Origin of the sequence: Sporobacter termitidis DSM 10068, assembly GCF_900130065.1 — a bacterium.
Classification (GTDB): domain Bacteria; phylum Bacillota; class Clostridia; order Oscillospirales; family Oscillospiraceae; genus Sporobacter; species Sporobacter termitidis.
Window position 1 is genome coordinate 15207 of record NZ_FQXV01000005.1, and the last position, 23872, is coordinate 39078.

Below are 23872 nucleotides of genomic sequence, written 5' to 3' on the forward strand. Positions count from 1 at the left end.
CTACCGGCACTTGTAAACGCAGTATTCGCAGTGGTCGTCGCCCATGCCGATCTGCTTTTTGAATTCCAGCCGCACGCCGTCGTGGGGAAGCATATTCCCGTAGTCTCCCGCGGAAAGAATGTCCCGGCACAGAATCTTGATTTCCTCGTCCGTGGCGCCCAGCTCCCGGAACATCTCAATATGCGGGCAGCAGTGAAAATCCTTCTGCGCGTAGTCGCCGCCGCAGGCGATGAACTCCTGCTCAAAGGCCAGGTATCCGCCTTTCGAGGTCTGCGCGGTCAGCGCCTCCGCCGCGTTATTGATATCCCCCCATTTTGAGCCGCTATAGGCGCCGAACTTTTCATAGGCCCGGACCAGTACGGCGGTGGCGTCCGCCTCCGGGTACATCTCTTTCAGGGTTTTCCATATAAAATACGTGACGGCGGACCGGGCCTGTATCGCGCCCTTTACCGCGGCCTTGTACTCGTCCCTGGTGATCGGCGCGTCCAGCGCGATCTTCGCTTCCAGCTTTTCAAATTCACCGCTCATCGCTCTTCTCCGTTCTGAATAATTAAGGCCCAGGCGTCTTCGATATCCCTGGCGGTCAGCGGCCGGTGCTTTTCCCGCAGGGCTTCATGAATCTGGTGCTTGCAATGGGACCGGCGGGAAACGGGTATGGTCAGCAGCTTTTGCGCCAGCGCGTCGCTGGCCTGCCTGGTCCAGACGGATTCGTAAGCCTGCCGCGCACCGCCCAGATCGTAAACGTCGCGGCGCGCGGGGGCGTTTTTGCGGAGCGCCGCCGTCCTGTCTTCGTCAACGGCGCAGCCGCTCCCGGTTTTGACGACAGCCACGCCGTAGTCCGCCTCGGCCGAACGGACGGAGAGCAGGCCCGTCGACACGTCCTCCAGCACCAGCGCCGCCGGGCGCTGAAAGGGGTCTCCCCAGCCGCCGCCCCCGGGAGAGCGGAAGCTGACGATATCGCCCTTCTCCGGGGCGAGCATTTTTATTTTGGGGAGCTTTTGCGCGCGCGCCGTGTCGGGATTGATGACGACGCTGCCCGACACGCCGGCTTTACCGCCACACAGGCCCCAGGGCTGGAAACGGAGGCGCTCCTGGCCCCGCGCGCCCACGAGAGAGCCCTCCTTTAAAATTTCAAAATCCAGGCGTATGGCACTGCCGCCCCGGTACAGGCCGGCTCCGGCGGAATCGGGAATGAGCTCGTAACGATGCACCAAAATATTCGTGCGTTTTTCCAGGCTTTCGATCGGGGTGTTTTTGAGAAAACCGGAGGCGTGGTCGATGCCGTGGACGCCGTCCATGCCCATTTGTCCGCCCCCGCCGCCGCCCATCGGCTCTACCACATTGGCTTTATAGGCGCCGCCCTGGGTTTCGTCGGGCACAGAGAGGACCACGATGGCCGCCTGGCCGCCGCCGGCCGCCTGCACATGCTCCGGAATCGCCTGCGCCAGCGCGCCCAGGACGGCATTGTAAAGCCGCATGGAAACGGGGTGGCGGATGCCGCCCGCCGCCGGGTAGAGCGCGTTGACAACGGTCCCCTCAGGGGCCACGATGCGGATGGGATAGGTCAGGCCGCCGTTGACGGGGATAAACGGGTCCTCGCTGATGATATAGTTGATCAGTCCCTGATAGAGGTAGGAATGATGGCTTCCGTTTGTGATGAGATTGAAGGCCGTGGCCGTCTGGGGGTCGCAATTGGAGAAATCCAGGGTAATGTCCGAGCCTTTGACCCGGACCTCCACCGCGATGCGGATCGGCACGTCGCTCTCCAGGTCGTCATCCAGATAATCCTCAAAACGATACGCGCCGTCCGGTATCTTTTCAATGATCTGCCGCGCGCGCCGCTCACTCTGCTCCATCAGGTCGGCGGCGCTGCTTATCACCATATCCGCCCCGAACTTGCCGATGAGCTCGCGAAGCTTTATCTCCGCCGTGTTGACGGCCGAGACCATGGAGTTTATATCCCCCATGAGCAGTGCGGGCATCCGGCTGCTGGCCAGCAGGATCGACCGGACGTCCCGGTTCGGCTGCCCTTCCCGATACAGCCAGACGGGAGGAACGCGCAGGCCCTCCATTTGAATGTCCGTGGCGGCGGGCGTCAGGCTGGAGGGAACGCTGCCGCCGATATCCCCGGTGTGGACAAAGGCCCAGGCATAGCAGATCAGCCGTCCCTCATGAAAGATGGGCTTGAAGACATGGACGTCGGGCAGGTGCGTCGACAAGCCGTTTGTGGCGTAGGGGTCGTTGGTGATGATCATATCCCCCGGGCGCATCGCGCCGTTGCCGCCGCATTCCGCAATGGCCCGGTTCAGCGAAAGGCCCATGAAATTGGTGACGCCCGCCGTTTTCGGATAGGCGAAAAAATCGCCTTCCGGCGTTGCCAGCGCGGTGGCGTAATCGGCGGATTCCGTCACGTAAGAGGAATAGCTGGTCCGCTCGATGACATAGCCCATGCCGCAGCAGATGGCGGAAAAATAATTGCGGATGATTTCCAAATCGGCCGCTTCTGTTTTCATCACTGATTCCCCTCCTCGTCCCGCACGATGCGGATATTGCCGAAGGCATCGCAGACGCCGTGCCAGCCCGGCAGGATCAGCACCGTTGTGTCGTCCTGCTCGACGATGGCCGGGCCGGCGATCAAATTGCCGGATTTCAGGCTTTCCCTGCTGAAAATACCCGCGCTATAACTTTTCCCCTTAAGAAATATCTCCCTGGTCTCGCCGGGCGCGGCCCTGCGCGTTTCCGCCGGCGCCACGGCCATGGCCGGGAGCTCCGGCGTGCGGGCCGTAATCCGCGCCCGCAGGTTCACGAGCTCCACCTCGGCATCCCGCTCAAAGTGCCCGTACTGGCTCTGATGCTGCTTGTGAAACGCCTCCTCAATGGCGGAGCAGTCTGCCCCCGAGAGCATGTCCTCGGTGATCTGGATCTGTATCTCATAGGACTGGCCGCGATACCGGGCGTCGGCAAGGTATCGGACGGCTGCGGGCATTCCGTCCGTCACGCCGGCGTTCTGGCTCTCGAGCCATTTCTCAGCTTCTTCCCGGAGCTTGTAAAACCGCTCTCTCAGTGCCGCGACGGAGGCAGCCCCGCCGCGATTGGGGAAGACCGCGTCATACACAAAGGCCGCCGAAAGCGCGCCCATCGCGCAAAGTGTCCCCGGCCGGAAGGGCACGAAAACGTCTTTGGCGTGGATCTCCTCCGCCACGAAGTTCGCGGTGACGGGCCCGCCGCCGCCGTAAGCTACCACTGAGAGCTCCCGGGGATCAAAGCCCTTCCGCTCCATGATGTTGCTCAGCTCGGCGTACATATTGGCGACGGATATCTGGATCATCTGGTCGGCCAGGACGCGTTCCTCCTTGCCGAAGACCTCCGCCAGAGGACGGACGGCGCTTTTGGCTCTGCCGATATCCAGCGGCTGCCGGCCGGCGGCGAAACGCGCCGCGTTCAAATAGCCGCAGAGCAAAAACGCGTCGGTCAGCGTCGGCAGCGCGCTCTTTCCGTAGCAGGCGGGGCCGGGGTCGGAGCCGGCGGATTCCGGGCCGACTTTCAAAAGGCCGCCCTTATCGATCCAGGCGATGGAGCCGCCGCCGGCGCCGATGGACTCAATGTCGATGGAGGGGATGACGATGGGGAAGCCTGCCAGCTCGCCGCTCTGGCTGTAGGTTGGCTCGCCGTTCAATACCACCGAGATATCGGTGCTGGTACCGCCCATGTCAAAGGTCAGCAGATTGCCCTCACCCGCGCGCCCGGCCTCGTGAATCGCGCCGATCACGCCGGCCGCCGGGCCGGAAAACAGGGTACGGACCGGCGCCGCCGCCGCTGAGTCCAAATTCATAATGCCGCCGTTTGACTGCGTGATAAACGGCCGGACGGCGACGTTCTCCTCCGCCAGAACCTGTTTTAAATTTTCAAAGTAGGCCTCCACATTTTTTTGGATATATAAATTGATGACCGCGATGGACGCCCGCTCATATTCCCTTATCTCCGGCCACAGCGCGCTGGACCGGCAAAGCTTCAGACCGGGATGCTTTTGCGCGAGCCGCTCGGCCGCCTGCCTCTCATGGTCGGGATTTTCATAGCTGTGCAGAAAGCACAGGGCGATGCCCTCGGCGCCCGCGCGGAGCGCTTCCTCCGCCGCCATGTCCAGGGCCTTGATATCCAGCGGGACCAGCTCGGCCCCGTCGGCGCCGATGCGCTCCGGTATGCCAAACACCAGGCTCCGCGGCACCAGCGGCTCCGGCAGGCGGGAGCGGAAATCATAGGGCACAGGCAGGCGCATCCTCTGCATGGTTAAAATGTCGCGAAAGCCCTCGGTGACAAACAGCGCGAGCTTTGCACCTTTGCGCTGGAGCAGCGCGTTCAGGCCGATGGTCATGCCGTGGACAAAGTAGTCGAGCTTCTCCGGTTTCAGTCCGCAGTCCCTTATAAGCAGCTCCAGCCCGTTGCGGATGCCGTGCTCGGGATGCAGGGGGACCGTGGGGGTTTTGACGCCCACAGCCGTATTATTTTCCGTGTCGACGAGCGTAAAATCCGTAAATGTTCCGCCAATATCTATACCCAGTCGATATTGAATTTCCGATGCCAATTTGAAATCTCCTCCCTTTTTTGGACGACCATTCCATATATTTCGAAATCAGCAAAAATAACGGAACAGACAATATGCCAGCTTGCAGAAAGTATAAAATCGATTCACAGCCCTGTCAATGACCCGCCTTCAAGTTTGTTCCTGTATGTAAAAGGCGATATCTGTGTGTTGACTCCTATGTAGATATTTAATAAAATTTAGTAAACAAAAATATGCCGTCCGGATCGGCGGCATACCGGGAAAGGATTATCAAAATGGCAAATATTCGGGACGTGGCAACACTCGCAAAGGTATCCCCGGCAACCGTATCCATTGTGCTCAACCACCGCGCGCAGGAGCGCGGAATACCGCCCGTGACGCAGAAGGCGGTGATGGACGCCGCGGCGGCGCTCCATTATTCTTTGAGAAAAGCGCCGAGGCACCTGCGCCTGGCAGACAACGCCATCACACTTTGTATTTACGTGGAGATGGATTACAGTTCAAATTTTCTTCTGCGCATGCTCAACGGCATACGCAGCCAGATGACGGAAAATGAAATCGAGCTGAACACCCTCATCTCCCCTTTTATCAAAAACCGGCTCAGCGACAAGCTGCCCTTGCAGAATAACCACACCATGCATGCGGCGATCATCGCCGCGCCCTACGCCAAGGACGTGGAATACCTTGAAAATAACCGCATCGGCATTCCCTTTGTCCTCTATAACCGCCCGTCGCAAACCTGCAATACCGTCGAGATCGACAATTACGGCGTGGGCCGGCAGGCCGCCGAGCACCTGGCGGAGCGCGGGGTCAAAACGGTCGGCATCGTTTCCGCCATCCCCAGCTATCCCGTCATCCGCACGCGCAACGAGGGCTTTACCGAAACGTGCGCCCTCAACGGCATTGATTTCCTGCCCAAATTCAGGATAACGGCGGATAATTCCGAGAGCGGCGGATTTGAGGCGGGCGAACGGCTGGCGGCAATGTCCGGACGCCCCCGGGCGCTTTTCTGCGACTCCGACGCCATCGCCAGAGGACTGGTCTTCTCCCTGACCCGCCACGGCATCCGGATTCCGGAGGATATGGGCGTCGTCTGCGTGGGCATGGGCGACCCCAAATCGCTCAGCTATATGACGCCGTCGCTGACCACGGTGGACATCCCCCACGAGGAGATGAGCGCCCAGAGCGTGCAGATGCTTTTGGGAATCATTCAGAATAAAGTGAGCGGCGTGAGCCATGTGATGAGCGAAAGCCGTCTGCTGGTCCGGGAGTCTTCTCCCGCGCCGGAAGCGGCCGCATTTTGAAGCAACTATTTAAAATACACAGTTTAGTAAACGTATGGCGTTTTTTTTCGTTCAGACTACGTCCCCGCTCTTTCTTGACATATCTCCTGCCGTGAACTATGCTATACACAGTTCTTACTAATTATATATGTTTTGTATGAAATCAAAGCAGGAGGGAATCAAATGAAAAAGACAATTGTTAGAAAGCTGCTCGTCCTGACCATCGCGGCCCTGTTTCTCGTCGGGCTGGCGGCGTGCGGGGCGGGCCCATCCGGCACGGCCAGTCCGTCCGCTTCGGCCGGCGCGGGCGCAAGTCCCACGGCTTCCGCCGGCACGGCCGGCGACCTGCCGGAAACGGACAGCCTGGTTGTGGGCGTCTACTCCGGCGACTGGGAAACCAGCATCAACAAGGCCGCGCTGGACGAATTCGCCGCCGAGACCGGCATCGACGTGGAGGTCGTCCCGGGCGCCGACGCCGAATGGTATACGAAGCTCCAGGCTGCCAACGGCACGAACGTCCCCTACGACCTGCTCATTCTCCAGCCCGACACCATCCAGAAGGCGATCGAGGCAAACCTTTTGCAGGATCTGGATGAATCCAATGTGCCCAACCTCTCCCTTTTATTCGATTCCGTGAATCAGCGCTTCACAAAGGACGATAAGCTGTATGCCGCGGGCTTCTCCATGGGCCAGCTGGGCATCTGCTACAGGACCGATCTGGTGAAGAATCCTCCCAAGTCCTGGGCGGATCTGTGGAATTCCGAGTACGCCGGCCACGTGGCCATTTCGCCGCTGACCTACTCTGCCGGTCTGCAGTTCTTCTGGAGCCAGACGGAGGACGGCAAGAACATTGACGGCGCGTTCAACAAGCTGTCCACGCTCAAAAGCAACGTCAGCGCGTATCCGGACGGCGCCGGCGCCGTGCAGACGCTCATCCAGCGCGGCGACGTCTGGATGGTGCCCTTCTGGGACGGCCGCGCCTTTGCCTGGCAGGAAACCGATCCGAATATCGGCTTTGTCTATCCGGAGGACGGCCCCGTGGCGGCGATCGCCAGCTGGACGATCCCCAAAAACGCCCCCAACCTGGCAAACGCCTATAAGCTTCTCGATTACCTGTGCTCGGCCAAGGTACAGAGCGCCTATGCCGAACTGTCTTATTACGGCATGGCCTGCAAGGACACCGCCTATTCCGACAAATTCCTGGCAAAGGCCCATGTGGGCGAGTCTTATTACAACGCCCTCCAGTGGATTGATTACTCCGTGGCTACGCCCAATCTCTCCGATTGGAGCACCCGCTGGCAGAACGCGCTGGGCTGATTCTTAACAAGGCCGGCAGACAAAATGAAAGATCCGCCCCTTCTGTGCGGGCGGGTCTTTCAGGCATTTTGCCGGGGAGACGTAGTGAGGTAGATTATGAGCCGTATTGAAATCAAGCATATAACGCACCGTTATCAGGAAAACGACGCGGTACTGAAGGACGTCAGCTACGCCATTCGGTCCGGAGAGTTTTTCTCGCTGCTCGGCCCCAGCGGCTGCGGGAAGTCCACGCTCCTGAACATCATCGGCGGATTTTTGAATCCGACGGAGGGCTCGGTCGAGGTGGACGGCAGGGAGATTCTGCACCTTCCGTCCTATCAGCGCAATATCGGGATGGTTTTTCAGAGCTATGCGCTGTTCCCGCACATGACTGTTTTTAAAAACATCGCGTATGGGCTGAGCATTAAAAAGGCCGGCAAGGATGAGATACGGCGGCGTGTGGCGGAATGCCTGGACCTGGTGCAGCTGTCCGGGCTCGGCGACCGGATGCCCCACCAGCTCTCCGGCGGCCAGCAGCAGCGCGTGGCCATTGCCAGGGCGCTGGCCAACTCCCCCTCCATTTTGATGCTGGATGAGCCCATGGGCAATCTGGACGCGAAGCTGCGGAAGGAAATGCAGGTGGAGCTGCGGGCCATTCAGCAGCGCACAGGCATTACGACCATCATGGTCACGCACGACCAGGAGGAAGCCATGAGCATGTCCGACCGCATCGGCATCATGCAAAACGGCACGGTGCAGCAGGTCGGCACCCCTTATGAAATCTACCGGACCCCCGCCAACAGCTTCGTGGCCGGCTTCCTCGGAAATGTCAATATGACGCACGCCGTGCTGGCCGACCCGGCCACGCACACATATCTTTCCTCCGACTGGACGGATTTTGACGGGCAGCCCGTTTCCATCCGGGTCGCCCCGGAAAACTGCCCTCTCTCGACTGTCGGAAACGCGCTCTTCATGATCCGGCCTGAGCGCATTGAAATCTCTCTGGAGCCCCGGCCGGACGCCGTCGCCGTCGCGGCGGAAAGCATCGTCTATGTGGGCAGCGCGCTGCAGATCACCGCGTCTTTCGGGAAAAAGGGCCGGCTGTTTCTGGACGTCTCCGACCCGTTTTTCGCCGTCCCGCCCAAGGTCGGGGACCGCTTTTACATCGCGTGGAAGCCCGGGGACTTCCGGGCCATCGCGGAACAGGAGGCGGGCGCATGAAATCTAAACGCGCTTTCAACTGGGTGCTGCTCACGCCCGTGCTTATATTTCTCCTGCTGTTTCTGATTTTGCCGATCGTGCTGCTGCTGGTCATCAGCTTTCAAAACCAGAACACCTATTTGCAGCTGGAGCCCGGCTATACCCTGTCCCGCTATGTCGGCATCCTGACCCAGTGGAAGTATCTGAAGGATATCCTGGTGACGGTCGGGGTCGCGCTCCTGACGACCGCCATCGCGCTGGTGCTGGCCTATCCGGCGGCGTACCTGCTGACCTGCGCCCCCAGCAAATCGGTCCGCTCCCTCCTGTACGTGCTGCTGGTTTCGCCGCTGCTGACCAGCGTGGTCGTGCGGACCTTCGCGTGGATCGTTCTGCTGTCGCAGAACGGCATCCTCAATCAGATACTGGAAAAGCTCGGCCTGATCCAGCACCCGCTGTCCATGCTGTGGAACATGAACGCCGTTATTCTGGCCTACGTGCAGGTCATGCTGCCCTTTGCGGTGATGCCGATCGCCACATGCATGGGAGAAATCAGCCCGTCTTTGCAGCGCGTGTCCATGAGCCTCGGCGCGGGCCGCATCCGTTCCTTCTTCAAAATTACGCTGCCGCTGACGATCCCCGGCATGGCCAGCGGCGGCATCATCGTCTTCGCCCTGACCGCCGGCAGCTATATCACCCCGCTGCTCGTGGGCGGCGGCATGCAGCCGCTGCTGCCCCTGATGATCTATCAGCAGGCCATGCAGGTCTCCGATATCCGGTTGGCCTCGGCCCTCTCCATCGTCCTGCTTGTGATCGTCTTCATTTTCATTCTGCCGGTGGAAGCGCTGCTGAAGCGCTGGGAGGTCAAGGTCTATGGATAAAAAAAGACGCGCCCGCCCGGAATATTCAAGACTGTTCGGCAAGGCGGCCGGTATTCTGGTTTATATTTTTATGGCCCTGCCCATCATCGTCATTATCTTTTCGGCCTTTTCCCCCTCCAATTTCCCGGAGTTCCCTCCCACCGGCTTTTCCCTGAAATGGTTTGTTGTGATCTTTACAAAAAAGGCCTGGCTGAAAGCGATTCGAAATTCGCTCATACTGCTGGTTCTGGTCACGCCCATCACAACGATTCTGGGAACGCTGGCCTCCTACAGCCTGCACAGGCTGCGCTTTAAGGGCAGCGAGCTGCTGCAGAGCTTCATGCTCTCGCCCCTGATGATCCCGCAGATCGTGCTGGGTATCGCGCTGCTGTACCTTTTCTCCAATGTTGGCTGGACGGGCACCTACGGCGCCCTGATCATCAGCCAGGTGCTGATCGCCTTTCCCTATGTAGTGCGCTCCGTCAACGCCTGCATGGCAAGCCTGGACCCCGTTCTGGAGTCCGCCTCCATGAGCCTGGGCGCGAACAATATAACGACCTTCCGCCGGATAACCCTGCCGCTGATCCGCCCCGGCATCATCGCGGGCGCCGTTTTTGCCGCGGTAACCTCTTTTGGCGAAGTGTCCATCTCTCTTTTCCTGTCCTCCCCCACCACGATGCCCGTCTCCGTCCGTGTTTTCAACTATATCGAGCAGACGTTTGACCCGGCGGTGACGGCGGTGTCGGTCATCTTTGTCATATTGTCCATCGTGGTGCTGTTCATTGTAGACCGCACGATCGGTCTTTCCAAGGCGATGTAATGATGAAAGAACAAATCATCCGTACGGTCAATGATATGGCGGAGGAGCTGGAACGGCTCGCGCAGGACATCTGGTCGAACCCGGAGCTCTCTGGCCGGGAATTTCACACCGCCGAAAAGCTGAGCGCTTTTCTCGCCCGGAAGGGCTTTTCCATCCGGGAGCATGCCGCTAAAGAGCTGCCGACCTCCTTTGTGGCCACCTGGGGCAGCGGCCGGCCGGTGATCGGCTTTCTGGGGGAGTACGACGCCCTGCCCGGCTGCAGCCAGGCCCCCGGCGCCGAAAAAAAGCCTCTGGCGGAAAACGCGCCCGGCCACGCCTGCGGGCACAACTTGCTGGGGACGGGCCTTGCAGGCGCGGCGGCGGCAGCGAAGCTCCTGCTGGAGCAGTCGGACCGGAGCGGTACGCTGCGCTTTTACGGATGCCCCGCCGAGGAAACGCTCACCGGGAAAGTGCTCATGGACAGGGCGCACCTGTTTGACGACTGCGACGTCTGCCTTTCCTGGCATCCCATGGGCTTTAACTGCGTGTTCGACTATCTCTACTCCGCTCTCATATCTCTCCGGTTCAGCTTTCGCGGCCTCTCCGCCCATGCCGCCGAAGCCCCAGACCAGGGCCGCAGCGCTCTGGACGCCGTGGAACTTATGAATATCGGGGCGAATTATCTGCGGGAGCACATCCCCGACGGCAGCCGGCTGCACTACACCATCACCCACGGCGGGCTCCAGCCCAACGTGGTCCCGGATTACGCCGAGAGCTGGTACTACATCCGAGCCCCCCTGCTGGAGCAGGCGGAGCAGGTGTCAGAGCGCCTGAAAAAAATCGCCCGGGGCGCGGCCCTGATGACGGAAACCGAGGCCGCGTGGCGTCTGGAAACCACGTGCAGCCACACCAGGCTCTCGCCGGCGCTGAACCGGCTGCTTTACCGCTGTATGACCGAGATGCCGCTGCCCGAATGGACGCCGGAGGACAGGCGTTTTGCCGCAGACATTGCCGGAACGCTGGACCCCCAAGCCGGCGCAAAGGTCCTGCGAAGCTACGCCCTGCCGGAGCTGTCCGGCCTCACGCTGCACGAGGAGATCGCCCCCCTGCGGGCAGTGCCTGTGCGCATGGCGGGGTCCAGCGATTACTCCAACGTCAGCCTTCATATTCCCTGCGCGCAGCTGTTTGTCTGCTGCTGCCCGCCCGGCACCCCGGCGCACACCTGGCAAATGACCTCCTGCGCCGGGAGTCCCCTGGGGATCAAAGGGATGCTCTATGCCGCGCGCGCCCTCACCTGCGCCGCCCTGCAGCTCCTCAGCTTTCCGCAGGAGCTGGATGCCGTCCGGAAAGAGTTTTATGCCCAAACATGAAAAAATCCGCAGGACTCCTCTCGGAGTCCTGCGGATTTTGTTTGAAATTTTTTGATGAATGTCGGATAATCCGTATTAACCGTTGCTGCCTGACTTACCGGCGGCCGGGCCCTGCCGATGTGCCGCGGGCAGCGCCGCTTGGACCGCGTCAAGGATTGCCGTCTCCTGGTCGGCAGTGATGGTTCCGGCAGCGACAAGAGCGTCGAGCGCCGTTGTCGTCGGATCGTTCCCCGTATTGCCGGAAGGCGCGCCGTCGGGAGCTGCGCCGGAAGGCGTGAGCGCGCTGATCACTGCCGCCTCCTGGTCGGCGGTGATGGTACCCGCCGTGACAAGGGCGTCAAGCGCTGTCTTCACGCTGTCGATGTCGTGAGCCTTCACGCTCTTCAGCGCGTCGGAGATCGCCGTCTGCTGATCGGCGGTGATGGTGCCGGTGGTCACAAGAGCGTCGAGCGCCGTTGTCGCCGGATTGTTCCGCGTATTGCCGGAAGGCGCGCCGTCGGGAGCTGCGCCGGAAGGCGTGAGTTCGCTGATCACTGCCGCCTCCTGGTCGGCGGTGATGGTACCCGCCGTGACAAGGGCGTCAAGCGCTGTCTTCACGCTGTCGGCGTCGTGCGCCTTCACGCTCTTCAGCGCGTCGGAGATCACCGTCTGCTGATCGGCGGTGATGGTGCCGGCAGCCACAAGAGCGTCGAGCGCCGTTGTCTTTCCGTCATGCCGAGCGCCGCTGAACGGCCTGCCATTCGGCGCCGTGTCCGAGGGCCTGAGGGCGGCTAGGACCGCGGTCTCCTGGTCGGCGGTAATGGTACCGACCGTAACGAGAGCGTCGACAGCCGTCTTTATGGTATCTGAGAACCCCGACCCGGCCGCCGTATCCGGCGCACCTGTGGCAGCGAACGCGGTTGTGGCGCCAAGGAGCGTTGTTGCCGCCATAACGCCGGCTATAGCGATCATTCTTGTTTTCTTCATTGTGCTGATCACCTTTCTTTCGTCATCATTAAAATTTTTACATACGGCTTTTCCGTATCGTACGACCTGATTATAGGGTCCTTTTCTTAAAAGGAACTGAATTAACGCCTGAATTTCTCTCAAATATCTTAATTTAACAAATTGTTAAAAATTTGGTTCCTCATCCTGACGGTATGATGTAAAAGAAAGCCGATCACATATCGTAACCGGCTTTCTGCTTTCTCTGAAAATCAGGGGATCGAATAGCAAGGACGCATCAGGGCAATTCAGACCGGGTTTTTACTTCCCGCACCGGGCTTATAGCTCCACAGGTCGCTTTTTGAGAATGAAACGGCGTCGGCGCCCTGGTCAAAGGCCGCCTCTATCTGGCTGCTGTCGCTGATGAGGCCGCCGAGGATGATCGGTATGGAGAAGTGCTCCTTGTATTTTTTGACGATGGAGGGCGCGATGGCCGGCATGATCTCGATGCCGTCCGGCTCGTTTTCGGTGATGGCGTCGAGGGAATTGTGAAACGATTGGGTGTCGATCAAAAACACGCGCTGGATGGTGGCGAGGCCTTCTCTTTTCGCGGCCTTGATGATATTGCTCTTCGTTGAGACGATGCCGTAGGGCTCGATGTGCTTTTTGATAAACCGGAGGGCCTCCTTGTCGCCGGAAAGCCCTTTGAGCAGGTCGGCGTGAAGGAAGACAGGCTTCATCCGGCAGAGAGATTTGAAGGTATTTGAAACAACGGTGTTGATTTCGGCCTTCATATAAATAACGGAGCCCACGTCCGACGCCACGGCGGCGCTCAGCGCCTTCGTCTCGCAGGCCGCGATAATGGGGTTCTTTTTAAACAGCTCGGTAATAACGTCAACCGCCTCCCTTTCCGCGCGTTCTGATGTTCATTATACATTCCAGGCGCCTGGGCGCAACAGAGTTTGCGTACTTTTAACAAAGACTTCACCCGCGCTTTATTGATTTTCACGCATGTTCTGTTTATTCTGTAAAACAAGACGCCGCGAGGAACTCCGGCGGTTCAAAGAAGAATAGCGTACGGTATGTTGGGTGGAGTACGAGAGATAGCCTGCATATACTTTCGGGGAAAGACGCGCGTCTTTTCCCGGCAAGTATACGGCGGGCTGTTTTTTTGTTTTCTCGGCAAAACATGCGGCCAGCGCATACGGGGGAAAATAGAATGAGCAACATACGAATGGTTGTCAGCGATCTGGACGGCACGCTTCTGGACGACAGCCACGAGCTGGACGGCGGGCTGGTCCGGCGGATTCAAGGCTTCACCGAAGCCGGCGGACTTTTTACCATTGCCACGGGAAGGAACTGGCGCGCCGCGAAGGATATTGTCCAAAGGCTCGCCATCCGTCTGCCGGTGATTTTGTGCAACGGCGCCATACTGGCCGATGAAAAAGAAATCTATTACCGCTCGGACATGCCGGTGGGCAGCATGAAAGGTTTGTTCCTGGATGCGCAGAGCGCGGGGCTTTCCGTCCTGCTGTTCGAGCACGACACGGTGCGCGGATTCGGCAGCGGCGCGGGCCTCGAGCGGTTTCGCGAGAAGGAAAAAACGCCGGTGGAGCCGGTGGACCCGGGCGACGCCTTTTTCGGCGGGCGGGGCATATTGAAAGCGGTGCTGGTCGGCCCCTTTGATAAAAGCGCGGCGCTGTGGCGGAAGCATGAGACGGATTTTTCGGGGGAATACAGCTGCGTACAGAGCGAATCGGATTTTTTTGAAATCGTGAAACAAGGAGAAAACAAGGGCCGGACGATGCTGAAGCTGGCGGAGCGGCTGGGCGTTTCTCCGGAGGAAATACTGGCCATCGGCAACCATATGAACGACAAGGAGATGATCTCCGCCGCGGGCGTCGGCGCGGCGGTATCCGACTGCGCGGCGGACCTGCGGCCGTATGCCGACTTCCTGTGCCGCCAGCCGACGGGCGCGGGCGTTATGGAAGCGCTGGACCAGTTCTGCGCCGCGCTTTGATGCGACTAGATTTTACCTTTATTTTACCCCGGCTTCGTTGATTCGGCCGGAGAAGACAGATATAATTTTTTTGTCGGGACTATAGCGACATTCATTATAAGAGATTCTTAAAACAGCATTAAGGTAGAGGCAAAGAGAAAACCTTATGGCAATACGGGTTAAAGCTGCTGGACAGCTTTATCTGTTTCGTTGCGCGAGGTGTTCTGTTTGCCTTTGTTTTTCGGCGCCTGAAACATCTCGGCTGCTTTGGATTCCGAGCATTCGGAGGAAAGACGGGGTGATTGGCAGGCTGATCCGCAATGCGCTTTAAACCGGTATTCAAAACAACAAGTCCAACGGAACAATAAAATGAAAAGGAGACAAAAACATGAGAATAACGAGAAAGGCCGCGGCATTGCTGCTGGCGATAACGCTCACGCTGTCGCTTTTTGCCGGCTGCGCCCGGAATACGTCCGGGACCCAGCCCTCCGAAAGCGCGGGGCAGCCCACGTCCGCACAGTCCTCCGCCGGCGCGGTCTCCGCGGCGCCCCAATCGGTCGATACGCTCAAGGTCGGCCTGGCCGCGATGCTGAACAACTTTGACCCCCTTTACGGCATCGGCATCGCCAGCATCAAAATTTTCTACAACATCTTCGACACGCTCCTCACCACGGACAAAGACGGCAATATCGTGGGGCAGCTGGCGGAAAGCTTCGACTGGGTGGACGATAAGACGCTCAACGTCAAGCTCCGTTCGGGCATCACCTTTCAAAACGGCGAGCCCTGCACGGCCGACGACGTGAAATTTTCCTTCGACCGCGTCCTCAGCGGATACGGCGACGGCACGATCAGCCAGCTGTATGAAACGCTCGAATCCGTCACAAAGCTCGACGATTTGACCGTGCAGTTCAAAACGAAAACGGTGGACGCGGCGTTCCTCGACAGGCTCGGCTCCATCTGGGGCGCCAGCATCGTCCCGAAGGATTATACCGAAAAGGTCGGCGACGAGGTCTTCAAGACGCAGCCCATCGGGACGGGCCCTTACCAGATGACCTCCTATTCTCCGGAAAAAATCGTGCTGACCCGCTATGACGGCTTCTGGGGCGAAAAGCCGCCCGCCCGGCAGATCGACTTCATCCTGTATCCCGAGGCGTCGGCCAGAGTCACGGCCCTCATCAACGGCGAGGTCGATATCATCAATGACGTCAAGGCCGATATGGTCCAGAATATCGAGAGCCGCGACGGCCTCCACGTATCCGGCACGCCCATTCAGAACATCCACATCTATGTGTTCAACACGGCCAACGGCCCGATGAAGAGCGAAAAGTTCAGGCAGGCCCTGACCATCGGCATCAACAGGCAGCTTCTGGTGGACACGCTCTGGGGCGAGTACGCCGAGGTCCCCCAGGGCCATCAGTTCAAGTCTTACGGCGATACATATATCAGCGATTACCCCGGCATCCAGTACGATGTGGAACGCGCCCGGCAGCTCGTTAAGGAGTCCGGCTACGACGGCACCGTGATCGAGCTCGAAATGCGCCAGGGCTACTACACCAACGGCGATCAGGCCGGAGAAGCCATCGTCGACATGTGGAAGGACATCGGCGTCAACGCGAAGGTCGTCTACAAGGATTCGATGCCCTGGGAGGAGACGAAGCACGTCCGGGCCTGGTCCAGCGCGTCCCGCTTTGACGACCCGCTTGGCGCGCTGTGGCTGCTGTTCGGCCCCGGCTCCGCGCCGGCCAACTACATGTGGCTGGATATGCCGGAGGACTTCAAGGAGACCGGCAGAAAGCTGACCGAAACAACCGACCCCGCCGAGCGGAAGAAGCTGTCCCGCGACCTGCTCACGATGTTCGACACCTATTGCCCCGGCACCTATCTTTATCAGGCCGAGGACTATTACGGCGTCCGGGACGGCATCGAGTGGGACATGCATTACGCCCAGAACCAGATCACGCCCTTCCGGGCGGGCGACATCAAATTCGTCGGCTAAGACGGCACGTATAAAATGCGGGTATGCGGGCTGACGCCCGCATACCCGCATAAGGAGAAATTTATGGATGAACTATTAAGGGTGCGCGGCTTAAAGACGTATTACTATTCAGCAAAGCACGTCGTCCCGGCGGTGGACGGCGTCAGCTTCAGCCTCCGTAAGGGCGAGGTGCTCGGCTTGGTGGGGGAATCGGGCAGCGGGAAAAGCACCGTTGCCCGGTCCGTCACCAGGATATTCAACAAGGCGTACACGCGCATCGAGGGCGGGGAGATCCTCTTTCACGGCCGGGACCTTTTGAAGGTGCCGGACAGGAAAATGAGCGATATCCGAGGCAGGCATATCGCCATGGTATTCCAGAATCCGCAGACCTCCCTCAATCCGGTGTTTTCCATCGGCAACCAGCTGGCGGAAGCCCTCCTGCTCCATCAGAAAATGCCCCGCACCCTGGCGCGGGAGAAGGCCGTGGAGCTGCTGCGGCAGGTGAACATCCCCTCCCCGGAGCTGCGGATGGGCGATTTCCCGCACCAGCTCTCCGGCGGTATGCAGCAGCGCGTCATGATCGCCATCGCGCTGGCGTGCCGGCCGGAGATCATCATTGCCGACGAGCCCACAACGGCCCTCGACGTCACCATTCAGGCGCAGATTCTGGACCTGTTCACGCGCCTGCGCGGCGAGGCCGGGATGAGCATGCTGCTTATCACCCATAACATGGGCGTCGTCGCCGAGGTCTGCGACAGGATGATGGTGATGTACGGCGGCGTGGTCATGGAGGAAGGGCGCTGCGCTGAAATTTTCGACAAGCCGCTGCATGAGTATACAAAGGGGCTTTTGGCCTGCATTCCCGATCTGGACGAGGATAAGGACACGCTGTACTCGATTCCCGGGCAGGCCCCGCGGCTGGAAGCGCCGGTGACGGCCTGCCGGTTTTCGGGCCGCTGCGGCAAGGCCTTCGGCAAATGCCGCGGACAGGAGCCGCCGCTCTTTGCCCTGGGCGGCGGCCGCGCCGTCCGCTGCTGGCTGTACGGCGGAGAGGAGGCGGCGGGATGAGCGATGCTGCGCTTTTGGAGGTCAGAGACGTCAAAAAGTATTTCCCCATAAAAAAGGGCGCGCTCCCGCGCCGGCAGGCGGCTGTTTTAAAGGCGGTGGACGGCGTCAGCTTTGCCGTGGCCAGAGGCGAAACGCTGGGTATCATCGGCGAGTCCGGCTGCGGCAAGAGCACGCTGGCGCGGCTCATCATGGGCCTGAGCGACCCCAGCGGCGGCGATGTGATCTATGACGGCAGCCCCGTCACTCAGAAAATGCCCCTGGCGCTGCGCCGCAGGATTCAGATGGTCTTTCAGGACCCCTACGCCTCTCTCGACCCGCGCATGAGCATCCGGCGCATCGTGGAGGAGCCGCTCAGAATCCACGAAAGGCTCAGCGGCGCGGAAAAAACGGGAAGCATTGTGCCGGTGCTCGAGCAGGTCGGGCTCGGGCCGGACGCGCTGGGCAAATACCCCCACGAGTTCAGCGGCGGGCAGCGGCAGCGCATCGGCATCGCCAGGGCCCTTGTATTAAATCCCGAAATGCTCATCTGCGACGAGCCTGTGTCCGCGCTGGATGTCTCCATACAGGCGCAGGTGCTCAACCTCCTTTCACACCTGAAAAAAAGCCGCGGCCTGACCTATCTTTTCATATCCCACGACATCAGCGTTATCAAGCACATCAGCGACCGGGTCATGGTGATGTACCTCGGCCAGGTGATGGAGTTGGCGGACAAAAAGACTCTTTTTGCCGGGGCCGCGCACCCATATACGCTGGCGCTTATCAGCGCGATACCGACGGCGCATACGGGGAAAAAAACAACCCGCATTATTTTAGAGGGCGACCTCCCCAGCCCCATCCACGTGCCGCCCGGCTGCCCGTTCCAGACGCGCTGCCCCGGAGCGGCGGATATCTGCGGGAAAAAGCGGCCGGAGCTCCGGGAGCTTTCCGCAGGGCATTACGCCGCCTGCCATTTTGCGAAAGGATGTGAGCGGATATGAAGCGATACGTGGCGGTCCGGGTTATCAAGGCGCTTTTGACGGTGCTGTTCGTCTGGACCGTCGTCTTTATTCTCTCGCGCGTGACCGGCGACCCTGTCGACTGGATGCTCCAGTCCGGCGGCGATATGCGGGCCCGCGAGCAGCTGCGCCACAACCTGGGGCTTGATCTGCCCCTGGCGCAGCAGTATTTCAGGGCGATTGCCGGCATGCTGACGGGCGACGCCGGCACGAGCTTTTATTACGCCCGGCCTGTTTCAGACCTCTTTGCCGAGCGTATGACGGCGACGCTCACCCTGGGCGCGGTCGTGTTTGGGGTGACGATCCTCTTCGGCGTCCCGCTGGGCGTTTTCGCGGCGCTCCGGCACAATTCGGTGCTGGACCGGCTGACCATGGGCTTCAGCGTCGCCGGATATACCGTGCCGAACTTCGTGCTGGGTATTCTGCTCATTTTCATTTTCTCGCTGCATCTGAAGCTCCTCCCCAGCGGCAGCGTCGGCACCCCGGCCCATTTCGTGCTGCCGGTGATCGCGATGTCCGTGGCGCCGGCGGCAAACGTCGCGCGACTCACGCGCAGCGCGCTTCTGGACGTGATCGGGCAGGATTTTCTGGAATGCGCCCGCGCGAAGGGGGCGAAAGAAAGCCGCGTTATTTTCAAGCATGCCCTGCGCAACGCGCTCATCTCCGTCGTGACCATCCTGGGCGCGCAGCTGGGGTACATCATCGGCGGCTCCGTCGTGGTGGAAACCGTTTTCGCCTGGCCCGGTATCGGCACGCTGATCGTCAACAGCGCCAAGCAGAGGGACTTCCCCGTCGTACAGTTCGGGGTAATGATCATCTGCATCTCCGTGACGGCGATCAACCTCCTGGTGGACCTGTCGTACTCCGCTTTGGACCCGCGTATTCGCGGCAGAGACTGAGGGCAGACATTATGAAACAGAACAAAATTAAAATCCGCCGCGGCATTCCGCCGCTGATCCTCTTTTTGATGGCGACGTTCCTGCTCATCGCCATCGTTTCGCTGTTGGCGCCGGTGCTCTTCCCCGTTGACTTAAAGGACACCGACCTAATGCTGCGCCTGAAGCCGCCGAAGTTCGTCGATCCCCAGTCGCCGTACTTATTCGGGACGGACAGCCTCGGGCGCGATGTGGCCACGCGTCTTTTATACGCCACGCGCACCTCCCTTATTATCTCCGTCTCGGGAATGCTCCTGGCGGTGCTCCTGGGCCTTGTGGTCGGGGTGGTCAGCGGGCTTGGCCGGGGCGCGGTGGACCTCTCGCTCATGTTCGTGACGGATGCGGAGCTGTCCGTCCCCACGACGTTTATCGGCATCGTCTGCGCCACCATGATGGGCGCCAATGCCTTGACGACGATCATCGTCATCGGCGTCACCGGCTGGCCGGGCTTTGCCCGGCTCGTGCGCGGGCAGGTCATGCAGATTCGGAACATCAGCTTCATTGAATGCAGCCGGGCGCTGGGGGCGTCCAAACCGCGCATCTTCTTTGAGCATATCCTTTCAAACATTGCCTCGCCGCTGATCGTCCAGACGACCGTGAGCCTGGGCGCCTTTATCCTCCTGGAGAGCACGCTGTCGTATCTGGGGCTCGGTATCCAGCCGCCGGAAACCTCCCTGGGCGTGATGGTCAGCGAAGGACGCGATTATATGCTGCAAAACTGGTGGCTGGCCATTATCCCAAGCCTTGTGATCGTCGTGCTGCTCATGCAGATCTCCCTCGTGGGCGACTGGCTCAGGGACAGGCTGGACCCGCAGCTGAAAAGCAAGCGCTAGATTGCCCGCCAGTAAAGAAAGGAAGTTATTATGAAAACGCCACCACCGGCCGGCGGCCATCCCCGCCTGTGCGCGCACCGGGGCTTCAACGCGGCCGCGCCCGAAAACACGCTGCCCGCCTTTGCCGCCGCGGTCATGTCCGGGGCGGGGGAAATAGAGCTGGACCTGTGGCCCACCGCCGACGGAGAAATCGTCGTCTGCCACGATCCGGCCGTCGACAGAACGACGGATGGGAAAGGCGCCATCGCGACGCTGAGATACAGGCAGATCGCGCGGCTGGACGCAGGCCTCCCGTTCTCCCCCGTCTGGAAAGGGACACGCATCCCGCTCTTTGAAGAGGTGCTCGACCGTTTCGCCGGCCGGGTTGTTATGAACATCCATATCAAATCCCTGGGTGGGAAAAAAGCCCTCTCCGAGGCCATGCTGGAGCGGGGAAAAGCGCTCGCGCGCATCTATCCCACCGGCGGAACAATCACACTGACAGACAATATGCCAAGGCATATCATCCCGGAGGAAAAGGCCTGGGAGGACGACACGGGCCTGCCGGCATACGACCCCGAAATCTTTCAGAGGATCGCGGGTCTTGTTTACAAATACGGCTGCCAGAACAGCGTTTATTTCACCGGCGAAAAGGACGTTCTGATCACGGCGGCGCGGCTGGCCCCCGATATCGGCAGATGCTGTCTCGAAGGCCACATGAACTACACCATCGTGGAAAACGCCCTGAGGTATGGCTGCAGCCGCGTCCAGTTCTGCAAAACGTGCCTGACGCGGGAGATGATCGCCGAGGCGCACGACAGCGGCCTTGTCTGCAACCTGTTCTGGTCAGACGACGCTGAGGAAGCGCGGCGCTTTTTAGGCGAGGGCATCGACGTGCTCCTGACAAACGACATCGGGACCGTCAAAGCGGCCGCCGTTTAAAGGCCTGCCCGCAACAAAACGGGGCACTGCCGGAAACAATTCCGGCAGTGTCCCATCAGCTTGTCAAAAACCTGCAAACAAAGGACAAAGCCTCGCAGAGTTTGCCGCCGGAGCGGCAAATAAATTCATCATTTGTCACGCGTGAGGACATGCGCCTCCGGAGTGACTCTACTCATGCAGGGAGCGGCTGAACGCGCTGCATGCAGCCCCTTGTCGGATAAAGCCCAAAGGGCTTTATCCGACAGTCTGGCGCGGCTTGATTACATTTCAAGCACCGTTCTGCTGATGAGGTCGTTCTGCCCGGTGATGTGCAGCTCGACAAAGTATGCCGAGAAGCCAGCGACTCTGACCACGAGGTTCTTGTAGTTCTCCGGATTCTTCTGTGCGTCCTTTAAAATCTCGGCCGAGATGACGTTGATCTGCAGCTCCATGCCCCCGAGCTCGAAATAGGTCTGTATGAGCTGGCTGAGCTTTTCTACGCCGTCCTTGCCGCTCAGACAGGAGGGGCTGAATTTCATGTTGAGCAGCGTCCCGTTGGCAAACAGGCTCTGGTCGATCGTGGCCACGGAGCGGACGACGGCGGTGGGGCCGTTTTTGTCCATCTGCTGGACGGGCGATATGCCGTCGGCCAGGGGCGTGCCGGCACTGCGGCCGTCGGGCGTGGCGCCGGTCATCATGCCGAACATGACGTTGGCCGTCACGGGGAACATCGCCGCCGTGTAACGGCCTCTGGGCCCGGTGCAGGACGTGACGACCTCGGCAAATTTCTCGGAGGCCCAGGCCGCAAGCTGGTCCGCTTCGGGGTGGGCATTGCCATAGTGGAGATTCGAGCTTTTGATATATTGCTGAAGGTCCTCATAGCCCTGCCAATTATTTAAGAGCGCGTCATACAGCTCCCGCGTCGTGCATTTCTTTGTGTCAAAGCAGAGATGCTTGATCATAAAGAGGGAGTCCGCCACATTGCCGATGCCAATGCCTGGCACGCCGCTGCCGTTGTATTTGGCGCCGCCGTACATGACGTCCTTCCCCTTCTCCATGCAGCCGCCCATGGTGGCGGAGACGACGGGGAGCGGCAAGAGCTCGCGGGTCACATATTCGGCGTTGTTGTTGACCATGACGTGCCATCTGACAAAGTACTCGACCTGCTTGTGATAGGCCTCCTTGACCTGCTCAAAGCTGTCCATCTCGTACAGGCGGCCGGTGGCCGACCCGACCTGCTCGGTGCTGGTGGTGCCGCCCCGGGGGCTGAACAGGGGCATGGGCAGGCGGCCGTCATTGATGGCGAGCAGCAGCGCGTTGGGCAAGTTTATGTAGGACATGCTGCCGGTGCCGCCGCAGGCCGGCCAGTCGTTGCCGTTGCCGCCGGGCTCGACGCAGCCGATGGGAGAATAATTGCGGGCGTCCTCCAGCGTGAGGCCGCGCTTCATGAGGGCGGCGATGATCACGTCGTCGTTTTCAAACGTGGGGATGCCGCCGCAGATTTTTGTCGTCTCAATGGCCGCTTCCCAGAGCTCCGGCGGGGTGTTCTTGTGGATGCGGAGCGACTGCGGGGGATCGTGGAGAACGAGCCGGGCCATACACTGGAGCATCATGTAGGTGACCTTGTTGGACGCGTCGTTACCGTCCTTGTCGACGCCGCCCATGGCCATCATCTGGCCTGAGGTGTAGCCGGGCGCGGATTGGGTGGCGCCGTTCGACCAGGGCTTGTTCATTTCGGCGACCTTCAGATAGAACAGGTCCATAAGCTCCTGGGCATAGTCCTCAGTGATCGCGCCGCTTTGGAGGTCTCTTTCGAGGAAATCGCCCAGGTACTGGTCCACGCGGCCGAAGGTGATGCCGTGCATATTGGCCTCCAGGCAGAGGCAGGTCTGGTACATATACAGGCACTGGAGCGCTTCGATAAAGTTCCTGGCCGGATTCTCCATGGTCCAGCTGAGCGTTTCAACCATCAGTTCCAGCTCTTTTTTACGTTTGGGGTCCTTTTCCACGGCGAGTTTTTCCCTGGCCAGGGCGGCGTAGCGCTTTGTGAGGGTGATCATGCCGTCGCAGGCGATGGCCACGGCGCGGTAGAAGTTGTATTGGCTGTTTGTGTCTCCCGGCATGCCCTGGGCCAGGATCTCCGCCTGTTTCCTTTCGGCCTCTTCCTTGATGGCCTTGAAGCCGACGCGGATGGCCTTGTCGTACCCGGTGACAAAATGGCCGACCGGCGTATCGCTGATGGTCATGCGCCCGATCATTGTCACGCCGTTGAAATCATGGGCGGCGTATTCCTCGGGATAGTAGGCCTGCGTTTTGGCATGAGTGCTTTCGCCCTTCAGCCAATAATCGATCGTTTCATTGATATACTGCCGATCTTCATCGGAGATGAGATAGGGGTCAATGTCGCGCGTGGCGATCGTGCCGCTGCCGATCTCGTCCTTGATGAACGTGACGCAGTTTTCGGGATACAGCGCGCCCGCCCTGTATTTGGCCGACTGCGCGCCCACGATGACCTCGTCGTCATCGATGCGCACGGGAATCTTCTCAAAAATTTCACGCATTGCTTTTGCCCGGCGCAGAATACCGTTAAGCTCCGGATGGCTCATATAGAACTCCGTGAGTATCCTGTACCGCGCGATACAAACCTCCGGCTGCGTATCCCGGTATGCTTCGCGCTGCCTGACCACCCGGTCAGTTAGTGGCTTGAGTGTCCAGCTCATATAACCTCCATTCTATCCGCGAACGAATGACCGCCATGTTTTGCCGGTTTAACGGCCTTCCCCGCTGTTGCCGCTTTTTAGCGCGCGGCGCGCTTTATTCGTAATACTTATTGTATCATATTATAATCTTATTGCCAAACAACCTCAACCACCATTA

General features: G+C 59.8%; 19 protein-coding genes. 13 read left to right on the plus strand and 6 right to left on the minus strand.

Annotation, left to right across the window (positions count from 1 at the left end; translation table 11 throughout):
• From BUB60_RS08305 to BUB60_RS08315, 3 genes are read right to left on the minus strand one after another with little or no spacing between them, the layout of a single operon-like run.
• The gene (locus BUB60_RS08305) at positions 1-528 is read right to left on the minus strand and encodes an L-2-amino-thiazoline-4-carboxylic acid hydrolase (protein ID WP_073077670.1); all 528 of its coding nucleotides are present in this window, start codon (positions 526-528) and stop codon (positions 1-3) included.
• Positions 525-2513 carry a hydantoinase B/oxoprolinase family protein gene (locus tag BUB60_RS08310; RefSeq protein WP_073077672.1) on the minus strand — a complete coding sequence of 663 codons (1989 nt, stop codon included), beginning with the start codon at positions 2511-2513 and terminating at the stop codon, positions 525-527. The genes BUB60_RS08305 and BUB60_RS08310 overlap by 4 nt, the downstream gene beginning before the upstream one ends.
• Positions 2513-4582: a hydantoinase/oxoprolinase family protein gene (locus tag BUB60_RS08315; RefSeq protein ID WP_073077674.1), complete on the minus strand. Its 2070-nt coding sequence runs from the start codon at positions 4580-4582 to the stop codon at positions 2513-2515. Before BUB60_RS08315 ends, BUB60_RS08310 begins: the two co-directional genes overlap by 1 nt.
• A gap of 254 nt (positions 4583-4836) precedes the next feature.
• Between BUB60_RS08315 and BUB60_RS08320 the strand changes: the two genes are divergently transcribed.
• From BUB60_RS08320 to BUB60_RS08345, 6 genes are all read left to right on the plus strand, one after another.
• Entirely contained in the window at positions 4837-5865 is a 1029-nt protein-coding gene (locus tag BUB60_RS08320; protein ID WP_073077676.1) for a LacI family DNA-binding transcriptional regulator, read from the plus strand.
• 162 nt (positions 5866-6027) lie between these two features.
• Entirely contained in the window at positions 6028-7161 is a 1134-nt protein-coding gene (locus tag BUB60_RS08325) for an ABC transporter substrate-binding protein (protein ID WP_073077678.1), read from the plus strand.
• 96 nt (positions 7162-7257) lie between these two features.
• Positions 7258-8361, plus strand: a complete 1104-nt coding sequence (locus BUB60_RS08330; protein WP_073077680.1) for an ABC transporter ATP-binding protein — start codon at positions 7258-7260, stop codon at positions 8359-8361.
• Positions 8358-9218 carry an ABC transporter permease gene (locus tag BUB60_RS08335; protein ID WP_073077682.1) on the plus strand — a complete coding sequence of 287 codons (861 nt, stop codon included), beginning with the start codon at positions 8358-8360 and terminating at the stop codon, positions 9216-9218. The genes BUB60_RS08330 and BUB60_RS08335 overlap by 4 nt, the downstream gene beginning before the upstream one ends.
• On the plus strand, positions 9211-10017 hold the full coding sequence (locus BUB60_RS08340; protein ID WP_073077684.1) for an ABC transporter permease: 807 nt from the start codon (positions 9211-9213) through the stop codon (positions 10015-10017). Before BUB60_RS08335 ends, BUB60_RS08340 begins: the two co-directional genes overlap by 8 nt.
• Entirely contained in the window at positions 10017-11366 is a 1350-nt protein-coding gene (locus BUB60_RS08345; protein ID WP_073077686.1) for an amidohydrolase, read from the plus strand. Before BUB60_RS08340 ends, BUB60_RS08345 begins: the two co-directional genes overlap by 1 nt.
• A gap of 75 nt (positions 11367-11441) precedes the next feature.
• On the opposite strand, the gene BUB60_RS08350 is transcribed toward BUB60_RS08345, so the two are convergent.
• A complete protein-coding gene (locus BUB60_RS08350) occupies positions 11442-12332 on the minus strand; it encodes a hypothetical protein (protein ID WP_073077688.1) in 891 nt (296 codons plus the stop codon).
• A gap of 266 nt (positions 12333-12598) precedes the next feature.
• A complete protein-coding gene (locus BUB60_RS08355) occupies positions 12599-13180 on the minus strand; it encodes a glycerol-3-phosphate responsive antiterminator (RefSeq protein ID WP_073077690.1) in 582 nt (193 codons plus the stop codon).
• A 329-nt stretch (positions 13181-13509) separates the two neighbouring features.
• Here BUB60_RS08355 and BUB60_RS08360 point away from each other — a divergent pair, with 329 nt between their 5' ends.
• The 7 genes from BUB60_RS08360 to BUB60_RS08390 all read left to right on the plus strand — a co-directional run bounded on the left by BUB60_RS08360 (position 13510) and on the right by BUB60_RS08390 (position 21016).
• Positions 13510-14310, plus strand: a complete 801-nt coding sequence (locus BUB60_RS08360; RefSeq protein WP_073077692.1) for a Cof-type HAD-IIB family hydrolase — start codon at positions 13510-13512, stop codon at positions 14308-14310.
• A 367-nt stretch (positions 14311-14677) separates the two neighbouring features.
• On the plus strand, positions 14678-16285 hold the full coding sequence (locus BUB60_RS08365; protein WP_073077694.1) for an ABC transporter substrate-binding protein: 1608 nt from the start codon (positions 14678-14680) through the stop codon (positions 16283-16285).
• A 63-nt stretch (positions 16286-16348) separates the two neighbouring features.
• Positions 16349-17332: an ABC transporter ATP-binding protein gene (locus tag BUB60_RS08370; RefSeq protein WP_073077696.1), complete on the plus strand. Its 984-nt coding sequence runs from the start codon at positions 16349-16351 to the stop codon at positions 17330-17332.
• Complete coding sequence (locus tag BUB60_RS08375; protein ID WP_073077699.1) at positions 17329-18309, plus strand: ABC transporter ATP-binding protein; 981 nt, start codon at positions 17329-17331, stop codon at positions 18307-18309. The genes BUB60_RS08370 and BUB60_RS08375 overlap by 4 nt, the downstream gene beginning before the upstream one ends.
• Positions 18306-19226, plus strand: a complete 921-nt coding sequence (locus tag BUB60_RS08380; RefSeq protein WP_073077701.1) for an ABC transporter permease — start codon at positions 18306-18308, stop codon at positions 19224-19226. Before BUB60_RS08375 ends, BUB60_RS08380 begins: the two co-directional genes overlap by 4 nt.
• 11 nt (positions 19227-19237) lie before the next feature.
• Positions 19238-20095 carry an ABC transporter permease gene (locus tag BUB60_RS08385; protein WP_073077703.1) on the plus strand — a complete coding sequence of 286 codons (858 nt, stop codon included), beginning with the start codon at positions 19238-19240 and terminating at the stop codon, positions 20093-20095.
• 30 nt (positions 20096-20125) lie between these two features.
• On the plus strand, positions 20126-21016 hold the full coding sequence (locus BUB60_RS08390; RefSeq protein WP_073077705.1) for a glycerophosphodiester phosphodiesterase: 891 nt from the start codon (positions 20126-20128) through the stop codon (positions 21014-21016).
• Between the two features lie 260 nt (positions 21017-21276).
• Here BUB60_RS08390 and BUB60_RS08395 read toward each other — a convergent pair whose 3' ends face one another.
• Entirely contained in the window at positions 21277-23715 is a 2439-nt protein-coding gene (locus BUB60_RS08395; RefSeq protein ID WP_073077707.1) for a glycyl radical protein, read from the minus strand.
• Positions 23716-23872: the final 157 nt, after the last annotated feature.

Excerpts from the sequence above, each read along its gene's own strand:
- BUB60_RS08305 (WP_073077670.1), bottom strand. The coding sequence starts at position 528 with ATGAGCGGTGAATTTGAAAAGCTGGAAGCGAAGATCGCGCTGGACGCG.
- BUB60_RS08310 (WP_073077672.1), bottom strand. The coding sequence starts at position 2,513 with ATGAAAACAGAAGCGGCCGATTTGGAAATCATCCGCAATTATTTTTCC.
- BUB60_RS08320 (WP_073077676.1), top strand. The coding sequence starts at position 4,837 with ATGGCAAATATTCGGGACGTGGCAACACTCGCAAAGGTATCCCCGGCA.
- BUB60_RS08325 (WP_073077678.1), top strand. The coding sequence starts at position 6,028 with ATGAAAAAGACAATTGTTAGAAAGCTGCTCGTCCTGACCATCGCGGCC.
- BUB60_RS08330 (WP_073077680.1), top strand. The coding sequence starts at position 7,258 with ATGAGCCGTATTGAAATCAAGCATATAACGCACCGTTATCAGGAAAAC.
- BUB60_RS08335 (WP_073077682.1), top strand. The coding sequence starts at position 8,358 with ATGAAATCTAAACGCGCTTTCAACTGGGTGCTGCTCACGCCCGTGCTT.
- BUB60_RS08340 (WP_073077684.1), top strand. The coding sequence starts at position 9,211 with ATGGATAAAAAAAGACGCGCCCGCCCGGAATATTCAAGACTGTTCGGC.
- BUB60_RS08345 (WP_073077686.1), top strand. The coding sequence starts at position 10,017 with ATGATGAAAGAACAAATCATCCGTACGGTCAATGATATGGCGGAGGAG.
- BUB60_RS08350 (WP_073077688.1), bottom strand. The coding sequence starts at position 12,332 with ATGAAGAAAACAAGAATGATCGCTATAGCCGGCGTTATGGCGGCAACA.
- BUB60_RS08360 (WP_073077692.1), top strand. The coding sequence starts at position 13,510 with ATGAGCAACATACGAATGGTTGTCAGCGATCTGGACGGCACGCTTCTG.
- BUB60_RS08365 (WP_073077694.1), top strand. The coding sequence starts at position 14,678 with ATGAGAATAACGAGAAAGGCCGCGGCATTGCTGCTGGCGATAACGCTC.
- BUB60_RS08370 (WP_073077696.1), top strand. The coding sequence starts at position 16,349 with ATGGATGAACTATTAAGGGTGCGCGGCTTAAAGACGTATTACTATTCA.
- BUB60_RS08375 (WP_073077699.1), top strand. The coding sequence starts at position 17,329 with ATGAGCGATGCTGCGCTTTTGGAGGTCAGAGACGTCAAAAAGTATTTC.
- BUB60_RS08380 (WP_073077701.1), top strand. The coding sequence starts at position 18,306 with ATGAAGCGATACGTGGCGGTCCGGGTTATCAAGGCGCTTTTGACGGTG.
- BUB60_RS08385 (WP_073077703.1), top strand. The coding sequence starts at position 19,238 with ATGAAACAGAACAAAATTAAAATCCGCCGCGGCATTCCGCCGCTGATC.
- BUB60_RS08390 (WP_073077705.1), top strand. The coding sequence starts at position 20,126 with ATGAAAACGCCACCACCGGCCGGCGGCCATCCCCGCCTGTGCGCGCAC.
- BUB60_RS08395 (WP_073077707.1), bottom strand. The coding sequence starts at position 23,715 with ATGAGCTGGACACTCAAGCCACTAACTGACCGGGTGGTCAGGCAGCGC.